Consider the following 13,087-nt stretch of genomic DNA (forward strand, 5'->3'; position numbering starts at 1 on the left):
CATCAAATAATAATAAAGATTTTTGGTAAACGTGAGGGGTGGTTTTTTTCCTCATTGATATCTGCTGGTCAGTATAGCCTTTGTTAGATGTACACCCCGTGTTTGGCAGTAGGGATTTTTGCCAAAGGCGGGGTGTTTTGCATTACTGCCTTGACTTTTTTCCATAATAGTTTTATAGTGAATAAGTTGAATTTTTGGTTTATTTGTGTAGCTGATTAAAGGAGGCAGAATGATGGTTACGACTGTGGCGCACAAGGTTAATTTTTATGATACTGATGCTATGGCGGTGGTACATCACTCCAATTATATACGCTGGTTTGAGATTGGCAGGGTGGAATTTCTCCGCCAGGCGGGGATTACCCTGACAGAGCTGATGGATGACGGCTATGTTTTTCCTATTACCGAGGTTAGTGCCAAATACATGAACTCAGGCTATTTTGATGATGAGCTCATCATTGAGACTACGCCGGTGGCGCTGACCAAGGCGAAGATGGCGTTCAGCTACCGGGTGCTGCGTGCCTGTGATGATACGGTGCTGGTGACCGGCTTTACCCAGAATGTGTTTACCAGCAGGGCAACGGGGAAGATTACCCGCCTGCCGGACAAATACTATGATAAGCTGAAGGTTATGCTGGACTGATGACATTTATGGAAGTCGGTGCATGTATTACTTCGGTGCATTTATATATTTAATATATTGTAATCTGCTGTAATATATTGGGAGGAAATTGTATGTGTTCATTTACTTTTTTTGATGGGCTGCTGTGTCTGGTGGCGGTTGTGGTATTGCTGGCAGGGCTGGTGAAGCTGTACCTGTGCCATGCAGGCACGGAGATTATTGTGCCGCAGGTGGAGAGCCGCAGCAGGCTGGCTGTGGATGAGCAGACTGAGGATAGTCTGACTATCAGTACGGTGATTGAGTTTGTCAATGATGGCAAGCAGTGCGCTACCATCATGGATGCACTGGTGCGTCCGCAGCTTCCTTATGAGCAGTATGACGGCCTGGAAACCCGCGGCCATGCGGAGCTGGTGACTGCACCTCGCGAGGATGATTATTTTGAGGCGTATATCATTCAGAAGAAGGGTTACAAGGGTGGCCTGGACAAGGCCTCTATCAAGTGCCAGGTGAAGCTGATTGCCAGAAAGGGCATGTCCCTCAAGGAAGCTGTTTCCCACATGCCTGACTTTAACTTCCAGCTGATTTGGCTGGAGACAGGCCGTACACCTTGCCATTACCGCCAGGTGCGCATTGAGGTACCGGCAGCAGAGGTAGCTGCCCTGGCTGGTACGAAGCTGGCAGAGGACTGAGCAGGGAGGTTGTTGAGATGAGCGAGATTAAGATAGATTTGGTGCCGATTCCGACAAGGATTCTGACCGACAAGGATAATATTATTGATGTGGTAGAACGCTATACCAAGGGCAAGATTGGCCCGGATGACGTTATCTCCGTGGCTGAGAGCGTGGTGGCTATTACCCAGGGCAGGGCAATCCGTCCAGAGAATTTGAAGATTACCAGGGTAGCACAGCTTTGCTGCCGCTTTATTCCTGACTACGGCTCCCTGGCCAGCCCTCATGGCATGCAGTCCCTGATGGATGTGGAGGGCAAGTGGCGCGTTGCCGGTGCCCTTGTTATGGGCTTCCTGGGCAAGCTGGTAGGCATGAACGGATTGTTTTACAAGTGGGGCGGCGAGCAGACGGCTCTGATTGACGATGTTACCGGCACTATGCCGCCTTTTGACAAGCATATTGTCTATGGCCCTAAGGACCCTGACAAGGTGGTGGAGCAGCTGAAGCAGCGTTTGGGCTGTTTTGGCGGCCTGATTGCCGATGTTAATGACCTGAAGCGTTCCCGTGTAGTTGGTGCTTCTGCCGGCCTGGATGGCGAGAGGGCGGCAAGGCTTCTGATTGACAATCCTTTCGGCAACGCTTCCCAGAAGACGCCGATTGTTATTATCAAGAATTTCCGCAAGCTGCAGGAACAAGGGCAATAATTATGCTGTTCAATGCTATGCTGGTTTTTGTAGGCGGCGGCCTGGGGGCTGTCAGCCGTTATCTGGTGACTACCTTTATGGGCAATCATGTGGGTGGCAGCTTTCCCTATGGCACTTTTGCCGCGAATATCATAGGAAGCTTCTGCATGGGCGCAGTGATGTTTTATTTTATCAATAAGAGCCTTCCTGTGCCTGAGCACCTTAGGTTGCTTCTTTTGGTTGGCTTCATGGGCGGCTTTACTACTTTTTCCTCTTTCAGCATGGAAACAGTCAGCCTGATGCAGAATCAGCATGTCATGTCTTCTATGCTGAACGTGGTGGGCAATGTCAGCCTGGGCATCGGAGCGGTGCTGATGGGCATGTTTGCAGCTAACTGGCTGAGCTGACAACGTTAGCGGTGCTTTGCTGTACACAGCCTGTTGTGTAATTTTGGGTGGGGCTGCCTTGGGGTAGCTGTGCTATGAAAGTATTTGCAAAATTTTACTGCCGGTTTTTGTGGCTGGCAGTATTTTTTTGCGTTTTTATGGTATCATATATATAGTAAGGTTTTGCAAGGAGGAATTTTATGGAGCGTAAAAACGGGCGCAAGGCGCAGCCGGAGGGACGCCCTGACGGGCGGCAGGCTGACCAGCTGCGTCGCTATCGGATAAATCGTTTTTTTCAGAAGCATCCAGCCGGTTCGGTGCTGATTGAGATGGGCAATACCAAGGTCATCTGCGCCGCTACCATTGAGGAAAGGGTGCCGAATTTTTTGCGGGGCACCGGGGAGGGCTGGCTGACAGCGGAGTATTCCCTGCTGCCCAGTGCTACCAATACCAGGACGCCAAGAGAGGCGGCAAGGGGCAGGCAGACAGGACGTACACAGGAAATTCAGCGGCTCATAGGCAGGAGCCTGCGCTCCGTCATGGATATGAAGGCTCTGGGGGAGCGGACTATCATCATCGATTGCGATGTGATTCAGGCAGATGGCGGTACCCGGACTGCTTCTATTACGGGAGCTTTTATCGCCCTGGTGGAGGCATGCAACAGCTTTTATGATGAGAAGAAGCCTTTTCCGGTAAAGGATTTTTTGGCGGCTATCAGCGTGGGGATTTCCCCTGCCGGGGAGCCCCTTCTTGACCTCTGCTATGAGGAGGATTCTGCCGGGGTGGTGGATATGAACGTGGTCATGACCGGCGAGGGTCAGTTCGTGGAGGTGCAGGGCACCGGCGAGGGGCGGCCTTTCAGCCGAGAGGAAATGAACAGGCTGCTGGAGCTGGCGGAAAAGGGAATTGATGAGTTGATTTCCTATGAAAAGGATGTATTGGGCAATGTGCTGGTATGGAGGGTAGGCCGCGAATGAAAGATGTGCAGATGGCAGCAAATGAAAAGTCAAAACTGAAAATTGTGATTGCCACGAAAAATCAGGGCAAGGTGCGGGAGATGATTAATGCTTTTCAGGGGCTGCCTGTAGAGCTGGTGTCTTTGGCTGACCTGGCTGAAAGGTTCCAGGAGCCGGTGGAGGACGGGGATACCTTTGCGGCAAATTCCCTGCTTAAGGCTGGGTATTACCAGAAGCAGACCGGCATGGCATGCCTGGCTGATGATTCGGGGCTGGAGGTGGAGGCTTTGGGTGGTGCTCCGGGAGTATATTCTGCCCGCTTTGCCGGGGAAAATGCCAGTGATGCAGACAACAACGCAAAATTACAGCAGGAGCTGAAGAAATTGGGCAGGGAGTCATCACCGGCGGCCTATCAGTGCGCTTTGACCTTTATGGATGCCGAGGGCAGGGTTCTGACGGCCAAGGGGTTCTGCCGTGGAGAAATCCGCCTTCAGGCAAGAGGCGAGAACGGCTTTGGCTATGACCCGTACTTTTATGTAGGTGATGTGACCATGGCGGAGATGAGCCTGGCGGAAAAGCAGGCCATCAGCCACCGGGGCGCGGCATTGAGGGAGATGGCAGTGCTTTTGCAGGATTATTTTGCAGGGTGCTGACTGATGTACCGGCATAGCAGGGAGGCTTTGCAGGAGCTTCCCGGATTTCCAGTTTTTTGATATGTTGAGGTGCGTTTGAGATGAAAATCGGATTGATAAGCGATACCCACGGCAATACCGCGGCTATTGACCAGGCGGTGGAGCTGGCAGGGGAGATAGATTTGTGGCTTCATGCAGGGGATATGATTCATGATGCCGAATATCTGGATATGGCCTATGATGCCAAGGTGGTAAACGTGGCAGGGAACTGTGACTGGGGCAACCGCAGCGTGCCGGAGGAGGAAGTGGTGGAGGCGGAAGGCCACAGGATTTTCCTGACCCACGGCCATATCTACGGCGTAAAGGGCTCCCCCTATGGCATGGTGCAGGCGGCAGAGGAAAACGGAGCAGATATAGCTGTCTTCGGCCACAGCCATGTAGCCTTCAAGGAAAAGATTGACGGGGTGCTGCTCATCAATCCCGGCAGCCTGGCTTATCCCCGGGATGGGGGCGGCCAGTCCTTTATGGTGCTGGAGCTGCATGAGGGGGCAGAGCCGGAGATTTATCACTATCACCTTGAGGACAGGCGGAAGGAGGATAAGTCCGCCAAGGAGGGTAAAGGGAAAAAACGTGAAAAATGGTTCGGATTGTTTTGAACAATATGTATATAATTTATTATACAAATTCCCGATTATAACTATGATAAACCAATACAAAAAGATGAATTAGGTTCACTTTATTTTCTCTAAAACCCTTGCCGTTATTAGGTTGAAAGCAATTTAAAAATATGCTATTATAAAGTAGTGAATGTGATTTTATTATATATTTAGGGAGGGTTTACTTTGCGTACAATTAATGTAGAGCAGATTACTGCTGAAGTAGCGCAGATGTGCAAGGAAGCTGCCTATTATTTGCCTCAGGATGTATATGAGGCATTGAAGAAGGGCAGGGAAACCGAGGAGTCTCCTGTTGGCTGCGATGTTCTGGATCAGATCATCCGCAATTCCGAGATTGCCCGGGCAGAGGATCGTCCTATCTGCCAGGATACCGGCATGACCATCGTCTTCCTTGAGATCGGCCAGGATCTGCACATTGAGGGCGGCAATCTGACCGATGCCATCAATGCAGGTGTTGCGAAGGGCTACGTTGAGGGGTATTTGCGTAAGTCCGTTGTAGCTGAGCCTCTGTTCAACCGCGTGAACACTCAGAACAATACTCCTGCTATCATCTACACCAAGATTGTAGATGGTGACAAGCTGAAGATTGAGGTTACCCTGAAGGGCTTCGGCAGCGAGAACAAGTCCGGCATCAAGATGCTGGTGCCTGCTGACGGTGTTGAGGGTGTGAAGAAGGCTGTTCTGGACATTATCCAGCATGCAAGCTGCAACCCTTGTCCTCCGATGGTTGTAGGCGTAGGCATCGGCGGAACCATGGATCAGGCTGCATACCTGTCCAAGCGCGCCCTGATGCGTCCTACCAATGTCCGTAATGCGCATCCTGACTATGCCAACCTGGAGGGCGAGCTCCTCGAGATGATCAACAAGACCGGTATCGGGCCTCAGCTGGGCGGCACTACTTCTGCCCTGGCTGTAAATATCGAGTGGGGTCCTACCCACATTGCCGGACTGCCTGTTGCTGTGACCATCTGCTGTCATGCAATGCGCCATTCTGAGCGTGTATTATAAGAGGAGGAAGAAAGATAATGGCTGAAAAGATTCGCATTACTACACCTTTGACTGAGGAAGTATCCCGCACCCTGCGTGCTGGTGACAGCGTGCTGATTAGCGGTACCATCTATAGCGCCCGTGATGCTGCCCACAAGGCTATGACCGAGGCTCTGGCTCGTGGCGAGAAGCTGCCGATTGACTGGACTAACCAGATTGTTTATTATCTCGGCCCTACTCCTGCCAAGCCTGGCAATCCTATCGGTTCCTGCGGTCCTACTACTTCAGGTCGTATGGATGCCTACACTCCTACTATGCTGGACCAGGGCATCAAGGGCATGATCGGCAAGGGCTCCCGCGCACCTGAGGTTATCGAGTCCATGAAGAAGCATGGCGTAACCTATTTTGCTGCTGTGGGCGGTGCTGCTGCCCTGATTTCAAAGTCCGTAAAGAGCTACACCGTTCTGGCTTATCCTGAGCTGGGTCCGGAGGCTGTGGCAGCTCTGGAGGTTGAGGATTTCCCTGCTATCGTTGTAATCGACTCTGAAGGCAATAACTTCTACGAGATGGGTCAGGCTCCATATCGTAAGTTATAATTACTTTCCCAAGGAAAGAATATATTTAGGAGGTCTAGAATGATTAACGTATCTTTTTATCTTCGCCGTCTGCATTCCCTCTGCGGTCTGATTTTACTGGGCGGTGTGCTGGTTGAGCATTTGCTGACAAATGCTTCAGCTATGGGTGGCCCTGAGGTGTTCAATCAGGGATTGGCTATGATGGAGCTCATTCCACCACCAATTTTCCTGGCTATTGAAATCTGCATGTATGCAGTGCCAATTTTGTTCCATGCAATTTATGGTATTTTTATCGCTTTGGATGCAAAGAACAACCCTGGTGCCTATGGCTATTCCCGCAACCTGAAGTTTGCCCTGCAGCGTTACACTGCATGGTACCTGGTAGCATTCCTCATCTGGCATGTGGGCTATCTCCGTATTTATCTCAAGGGCCTGAGCGGCGTTCATATCAGCTATGAGCTGGTACAGAGCGTTCTGTCCAACCCGATTGTCTTTGTTCTCTACGCTCTCGGTATGTTTGCTGCCATTTTCCATTTCTGCAACGGTATTACTACCTTCTGCATGACCTGGGGTATTGCCAAGGGCCCTCGCGCACAGTGCGTTGTTGACAAGATGGCTATGGGCCTGTGCGCTCTGATGTGCCTCTTGACTCTGGCATTTATGTTCTCTTACTTCATGTAATCTCAGGATTGCATAACCTGTTTGGAGAATTTGTCGTAGTTAAAAATATTGTATAAGGAGAGAAACTGCGTGGCTAAAAATAAGATTATTGTAGTTGGTGGCGGTCTTTCTGGCTTGATGGCTACCCTTAAAATTTGCGAGGCTGGCGGCGAAGTAGACCTGTTCTCTTACTGTCCGGTAAAGCGTTCTCACTCCCTCTGCGCCCAGGGCGGCATCAATGCCTGCATGGACACCAAGGGTGAGCATGACTCCATTTATGAGCATTTTGATGATACCGTATACGGCGGTGACTTCCTGGCAGACCAGCTGGCTGTAAAGGGCATGGTTGAGGCTGCTCCGAAGCTCATCAAGATGTTCGACCGCATGGGTGTACCTTTCACCCGTACCCCTGAGGGTGTTCTTGACCTCCGTAACTTCGGTGGCCAGAAGAATAAGCGTACCTGCTTTGCCGGTTCCACTACCGGTCAGCAGCTTTTGTATGCTCTTGACGAGCAGGTTCGCCGCTGGGAAGTTAAGGGCGGCGTAACCAAGTATGAGTTCTGGGAATTCATCAAGATTATTAAGAACAAGGACGGCATCTGCCGCGGTATTGTTGCCCAGAGCATGAACTCCATGGAGATTAAGGCATTCCCTGCCGATGTTGTTATTCTGGCAACCGGTGGCCCTGGCCAGGTATTTGGCCGCTGCACCGCTTCCACTATCTGCAACGGCTCCGCTGTATCTGCTGTTTACCAGCAGGGTGCTGCTATCGGCAACCCTGAGTTCATCCAGATTCATCCAACCGCTATCCCTGGCTCTGACAAGAACCGTCTGATGTCCGAGGCATGCCGCGGTGAGGGTGGCCGTGTATGGGTATACCGTGATGGCAAGCCTTGGTACTTCCTGGAGGATATGTATCCTGCATACGGCAACCTGGTTCCTCGTGACGTTGCATCCCGTGCTATCTTCAAGGTATGCGTTCACATGGGCCTGGGCATTGATGGCGACCGCCGCGTATATCTCGACCTGTCCCACATTCCGGCTGATTACCTGGAGCGCAAGCTGGGCGGTATCATCGAGATTTACACCGAGTTCGTAGGCAAGGATCCTCGCAAGGTTCCAATGGAGATTTTCCCTTCCGTTCATTATTCCATGGGCGGTATCTATGTAGACAGGAAGCACTTCACCACTATTCCTGGCCTGATGGCTTCCGGTGAGTGCGACCATCAGTATCACGGTGCAAACCGTCTGGGTGCTAACTCCCTGCTGTCCGCTGCTTACTCCGGTACTGTTTCCGGCCCTGAGGCTATGAAGTACTGCAAGGAAGGCAAGCAGGGCGCAGCTCTGACCGATGCCGAGCTGGAAGCAGCCCGTCAGGAGGTTCAGGCTGAGTATGACAAGATTCGTCAGATGAATGGTCCTGAGAATGCTCACAAGCTGCATCAGGAAATGGGCGAGATCATGTATGAGTATGTATCCATCGAGCGTGATAACATCGGCTTGGACAAGTGCCTTGTAAAGCTGAAGGAAATCCTGAAGCGCTGGGATAACATCGGCCTGACTGACCATGGCAACTGGGCTAACCAGGAGGCCATGTTTGTTCGTCAGCTCCGCAACATGATCCTCTATGCAATGGCTATTACCAAGGCTGCCCGCTGCCGTGATGAGTCCCGTGGTGCTCATGCCAAGATTGAGCTGGATGCTAACGGCAACCGTAAGATGGATGGCGAGGAGCTGGTATTCATGCCTCGTAACGACGAGAAGTTCATGAAGACCACTGTTGTTACCTACGATCCTAAGACCGAGGAGCCAATCGTAAATTATGAGGAGTTCGAGCATTCTCTGATTAAGGCTCGTCCTCGTAACTATGCTGTTGCGAAGAAGGAATAAGAGGAGGATAAATCAGAATGGCAGAACAGAAGAAAACAGTTACTTTTATTATTGAGCGTCAGGACGGCCCGAACAGTGCCCCTTACACTCAGGAATTTGAAATTCCATATCGTCCTGCACTGAACGTCGTTGCCTCCCTTATGGAAATCCAGAAGAATCCTGTAACCAAGGATGGCAAGCGTGTTGCTCCTGTTACCTGGGAGTGCAACTGCTTGGAGAAGGTATGCGGCGCCTGCATGATGGTTATCAACGGCAAGGCTCGTCAGGCCTGCTGTGCCCTGATTGATGAGCTGGAGCAGCCAATCCGCCTTGCTCCTGCCAGAACCTTCCCTGTAATCCGCGACCTGCTCATCGACCGTTCCGTAATGTTCGAGAGCCTGAAGCGCGTACAGGCATGGGTTGAGATTGATGGTACCTGGGAAGTTAAGGATGCTCCTATCCAGAATCCTTACACCGCTACCACCGCTTATGAGATTTCTCACTGCATGACCTGCGGCTGCTGCCTGGAGGCTTGCCCGAATGTTGGCCCTCAGTCCGACTTCATCGGTGCTTCCCCTACTGTACAGGCTTATCTGTTCAACCTGCATCCGCTGGGAAAATTCGACAAGGAGAAGCGTCTTAATGCTCTCATGGGCAAGGGCGGTATCACCGGTTGCGGCAACTCCCAGAACTGCGTAGAGGTTTGCCCTAAGAACATCAAGCTGACCACTTACCTGGCTCAGCTGAACCGCGATGTGAACAAGCAGGCCTTGAAGAACATTTTCAATAAGTAAGCTGTGATATTGTAGCGTGATGGTATTGTAATACTGTAGTATTGTGATATTGTAAGATTTCAGCTTGCAGAGGCTGCTGTCAGGATGATTGTTCATCCGGCAGCAGCCTTTTTCGTATGTGATAATACGCAAGAATTTTTTATTGACAAGGTGTTAAAAAAAGGGTAGTCTAATATTATAAAGCTGGCAACGGTGTGTTGAGTGCCAGTAAAAGCTTTGAAGACGGGAAACGTGTCATATAGCGGGGCTTGGAATAGCTTTTTGTAGGGCTTGTCGTTGAAAACTCCATCTGACCTATGTACCTTGTTGTATAGACATAAAAAACGGAAATTGCAAGACGGGTGCTATCTTCTCTGTAGCATCCGTTTTGTTGTATTTGGAAGGGTTGTTATGGAGAAAGATATATTGAAATCGGCAGCTATAGCTTATCAAAAACTTTTGAGTATAGAGTATCGTATTGTCCTGGGGAGAAAAGGGAAACAAAAAGTGTTGGACATAGCTTTTTTGCCAGACAATTTTTATATGCACATTATGATGTGGAAAATGGAGGGGATTTTTAATGATTACTGGTGTGATAAAAAATAAAATTGATAAAATCTGGACTGATATATGGGCTGGCGGTTTGACCATGCCATTTAAGGTTATTGAGCAGATTACATATCTGATGTTTATCCGTTCCTTGGATCAAAAAGAAATTAATAATGAGAAAAAAGCCGTTATGTTTAAACGGCGTGGTATCAAGTCGCAGGTAGATATGATTTTTCCTGCCAGCGAGGCAGGGCAGAGTATGCGCTGGAGCAGGTTCAAGGATGCTGATCCAGATGTAATATTCAATACCCTGCGTGTAAAAGTATTTCCGGCTATCAAGGAAATGAAATATGGCATGTTGCCGGATTTTGATGAAAATGGCGAGGTGGCAGTGATTGCTGATGATCCGGCCAAAGAAAATGGAGTGCAAAGTGCTTTTTCTAGATTTATGAAGGATGCGCTGTTTGAATTGCCTACTGCCGAGGTTGTTACAAAAGTTATTACCGGTTTGGAAGATTTGTATCAGCATGATATTGAAGACCAGGATATGCAGGGAGACATTTATGAGTATATGCTGGGCAAAGCTGCTTCATCTGGCACTAATGGACAGTTCCGTACCCCGAAGCACATCCGTGACATGATGGTAGAGCTATTGGCTCCTACGCCTGATGATAGTATCTGTGACCCTGCATGTGGTACGGCAGGCTTTTTGATTTCTGCCGCTGAATACATTCGTGGCAAGTTCGAGCATAATATGAGTGATGAGCAATGGGCACATTTCCAAAGCACAGCTTTTTCGGGCTTTGATACTGATATGACCATGCTTCGTATCAGTGCCATGAATTTAATGCTGCATGGAATTACTCATCCTGTGATTGATTATAAGAATAGTGTTTCAGAGAAAAACACGATTGATAGTGAATATACTGTATGCCTGGCTAATCCGCCATTTAAGGGTACTGTTGATGTTGAAACTATTAGTACAAGTTTGAAGGCTGTTACCAATACAAAAAAGACGGAGCTGCTTTTTATTGCACTCTTTTTACGTATGCTGAAAAAAGGCGGACGCTGTGCCTGTATTGTGCCTGATGGTGTGTTGTTTGGCAGTTCCAAGGCACATAAGGCTATGCGCAAGGAATTAGTGGAAAATCATACTTTGCAGGCGGTTATTTCTATGCCGTCAGGTGTATTCAAGCCTTATGCCGGTGTATCTACAGCTATTTTGGTGTTCATAAAGACAGGTGCTGGCGGTACGGAAGATGTGTGGTTTTATGATATGCAAGCTGATGGATTTAGTTTAGATGATAAGCGCAGTGAAGTCCAGGAGAATGATATTCCTGATATTATTGAGCGGTTTCATCATTTGGATGGAGAAAAAGAGCGCAAGCGTACAGAGCAGTCTTTCTTTGTGCCAAAGCAGGAAATCATTGATAATGGGTATGATTTGTCAATTAATAAGTACAAAGAGATTGAATATGTGCCTGTAGAATATCCGCCTTCTGAGGAAATTATTGCTAATATTGAAGCTTTGGAGTTGGAGATTCAGAAAAATCTGGCAGAGTTGAAAGATATGCTTAAAGAATAGGTTGTTTTTTCTTTTATTATTTGTGACAAATTACAATTTCTAGTATCAAAAGTGCTACATTACAGTATCGTAAATAGCAAACAGCAACTGTTCCAATGGGTGGAGGAGCAATGCCAATGCAGGCACGCTCGCGCTACTATCCACGCCTAGCGGATGCTAAGCTCTTGCTGCGCCTACGGCTTGCAAATCGCTAAGCACCGAGGCGCGTCTCAGTGCCTTGCATTGGCACCGCCCCATCCCCCCATCAATTCTCTGCTCTAACATACCGTCCCAAATAATTACATGATAATCTTATTAGCTAGATTATAAATATGAGGTAAATTATGATGCAAAAATTAGGCGATATAGCCACATATATTAATGGTTACGCATTTAAGCCAGCAGATAGAGGTTTAAAAGGACTACCAATAATTAGAATCCAAGATTTAACTGGCAACAGCTATGATTTAGGTTTTTATGACGGTATATATCCTAAAAAAATTGAAATAAACAATGGTGACATATTAATTTCGTGGTCTGGTAGTTTAGGAATATTCCTTTGGAATGGTGGAAAAGCATTATTAAATCAGCATATATTTAAAGTTGTATTTGATAAAAAAGACATTGATAAACACTATTTTTTGTTCGCAGTCAAAGAAAAATTAAATGAAATGAGTTTGAAAACTCATGGTGCTACTATGAAGCATATCATAAAGAGTGATTTTGAAAATATAACTATATCACTTCCGGATTTAAATGAACAAAAACGTATTTCTAATATGCTATTAAAAATAGAAAACTTAATAAAAATGCGTAAAAACCAAATTCAACATTATGACACATTAACTAAATCTTTATTTATCGAGATGTTTGGTGATCCTAAGACAAACCCCAAAGAATGGAGGAAAATACCATTATCACAAATTATTTCGAAAGCTAACAATGGTATGGCTAGAAGAGGTAATGACGAAAATGGGTCTATTGTCCTAAGATTAGTAGAACTTCAAGAAGGCATTATTGATTATAGTAAGCCAAATAGAATTTTACTGACTGAAAAGGAAAAAGAAAAATACTTATTGCAAGAAAACGATTTCCTTTTTGCCAGAGTAAATGGTAATCCATTAAATGTTGGTAGGTGTGCTGTTTTCCATTCAATTGGAGAGGCAGTATATCATAATGATCATATTATTAGGGTACATTTTGACGATAGTATGGTTAATGGTGTTTTCGCTAGCACAATATTAAATAGCGAATATGGTAAAGACGAAATGCGAAATAAAATTAAAACATCTGCTGGTCAATATACAATAAGTCAAGATGGCATTGGAGCTATAAAAACCATAGTTCCACCAATCTACCTCCAAAACCAATTCGCCGATTTCGTCGCACAAGTCGATAAACACAAATCTGTGGTACAGAAATCATTGGATGAGACTCAGATTTTGTTTGATAGTTTGATGCAGAAGTATTTTGGTTGAGAAGGGGGAAC

General features: G+C 47.6%; 15 protein-coding genes and 1 pseudogene. All 16 read left to right on the forward strand.

Going from position 1 to position 13,087, the window contains the following annotated elements:
* Positions 1–232 precede the first annotated feature (232 nt).
* The 16 genes and pseudogenes from FYJ84_RS06985 to FYJ84_RS07055 all read left to right on the forward strand — a co-directional run bounded on the left by FYJ84_RS06985 (position 233) and on the right by FYJ84_RS07055 (position 13,076).
* Positions 233–640: an acyl-CoA thioesterase gene (locus FYJ84_RS06985; protein WP_154406918.1), complete on the forward strand. Its 408-nt coding sequence runs from the start codon at positions 233–235 to the stop codon at positions 638–640.
* Positions 641–732: 92 nt separating this feature from the next.
* Positions 733–1,308, forward strand: a complete 576-nt coding sequence (locus tag FYJ84_RS06990; RefSeq protein WP_154406880.1) for a hypothetical protein — start codon at positions 733–735, stop codon at positions 1,306–1,308.
* Between the two features lie 17 nt (positions 1,309–1,325).
* Positions 1,326–1,991, forward strand: coding sequence for a F420-0:Gamma-glutamyl ligase (locus tag FYJ84_RS06995; RefSeq protein ID WP_154406881.1), 666 nt, complete (start codon positions 1,326–1,328; stop codon positions 1,989–1,991).
* Positions 1,992–1,993: 2 nt separating this feature from the next.
* The gene (gene crcB / locus FYJ84_RS07000; protein ID WP_154406882.1) at positions 1,994–2,377 is read left to right on the forward strand and encodes a fluoride efflux transporter CrcB; all 384 of its coding nucleotides are present in this window, start codon (positions 1,994–1,996) and stop codon (positions 2,375–2,377) included.
* A 179-nt stretch (positions 2,378–2,556) separates the two neighbouring features.
* A complete protein-coding gene (gene rph, locus FYJ84_RS07005; RefSeq protein WP_154406883.1) occupies positions 2,557–3,333 on the forward strand; it encodes a ribonuclease PH in 777 nt (258 codons plus the stop codon).
* The gene (gene rdgB, locus FYJ84_RS07010) at positions 3,330–3,965 is read left to right on the forward strand and encodes an RdgB/HAM1 family non-canonical purine NTP pyrophosphatase (RefSeq protein ID WP_154406884.1); all 636 of its coding nucleotides are present in this window, start codon (positions 3,330–3,332) and stop codon (positions 3,963–3,965) included. Before rph ends, rdgB begins: the two co-directional genes overlap by 4 nt.
* A gap of 80 nt (positions 3,966–4,045) precedes the next feature.
* The gene (locus FYJ84_RS07015) at positions 4,046–4,600 is read left to right on the forward strand and encodes a YfcE family phosphodiesterase (protein ID WP_154406885.1); all 555 of its coding nucleotides are present in this window, start codon (positions 4,046–4,048) and stop codon (positions 4,598–4,600) included.
* Positions 4,601–4,786: 186 nt separating this feature from the next.
* Entirely contained in the window at positions 4,787–5,629 is an 843-nt protein-coding gene (locus tag FYJ84_RS07020; RefSeq protein ID WP_154406886.1) for a fumarate hydratase, read from the forward strand.
* A gap of 17 nt (positions 5,630–5,646) precedes the next feature.
* A complete protein-coding gene (locus FYJ84_RS07025) occupies positions 5,647–6,204 on the forward strand; it encodes a Fe-S-containing hydro-lyase (RefSeq protein WP_154406887.1) in 558 nt (185 codons plus the stop codon).
* 39 nt (positions 6,205–6,243) lie between these two features.
* Positions 6,244–6,864: a succinate dehydrogenase gene (locus FYJ84_RS07030; RefSeq protein WP_154406888.1), complete on the forward strand. Its 621-nt coding sequence runs from the start codon at positions 6,244–6,246 to the stop codon at positions 6,862–6,864.
* A 117-nt stretch (positions 6,865–6,981) separates the two neighbouring features.
* Positions 6,982–8,733, forward strand: a complete 1,752-nt coding sequence (sdhA, locus tag FYJ84_RS07035) for a succinate dehydrogenase flavoprotein subunit (RefSeq protein ID WP_154406919.1) — start codon at positions 6,982–6,984, stop codon at positions 8,731–8,733.
* Positions 8,734–8,750: 17 nt separating this feature from the next.
* Entirely contained in the window at positions 8,751–9,506 is a 756-nt protein-coding gene (gene sdhB, locus FYJ84_RS07040; protein ID WP_154406889.1) for a succinate dehydrogenase iron-sulfur subunit, read from the forward strand.
* A 390-nt stretch (positions 9,507–9,896) separates the two neighbouring features.
* Positions 9,897–10,091, forward strand: a complete 195-nt coding sequence (locus FYJ84_RS07045; protein WP_154406890.1) for a PBECR4 domain-containing protein — start codon at positions 9,897–9,899, stop codon at positions 10,089–10,091.
* A gap of 43 nt (positions 10,092–10,134) precedes the next feature.
* Positions 10,135–10,341 (forward strand): annotated as a pseudogene (locus FYJ84_RS14645) (type I restriction-modification system subunit M N-terminal domain-containing protein); the annotation flags it as partial.
* A 48-nt stretch (positions 10,342–10,389) separates the two neighbouring features.
* On the forward strand, positions 10,390–11,619 hold the full coding sequence (locus FYJ84_RS07050; RefSeq protein ID WP_235901388.1) for an HsdM family class I SAM-dependent methyltransferase: 1,230 nt from the start codon (positions 10,390–10,392) through the stop codon (positions 11,617–11,619).
* A 323-nt stretch (positions 11,620–11,942) separates the two neighbouring features.
* Positions 11,943–13,076 carry a restriction endonuclease subunit S gene (locus FYJ84_RS07055; protein WP_205764140.1) on the forward strand — a complete coding sequence of 378 codons (1,134 nt, stop codon included), beginning with the start codon at positions 11,943–11,945 and terminating at the stop codon, positions 13,074–13,076.
* The last annotated feature ends 11 nt before the right edge of the window (positions 13,077–13,087 follow it).

Origin of the sequence: Anaerovibrio slackiae, assembly GCF_009695585.1 — a bacterium.
In the GTDB taxonomy this organism is placed as follows: Bacteria; Bacillota; Negativicutes; order Selenomonadales; family Selenomonadaceae; genus Anaerovibrio; species Anaerovibrio slackiae.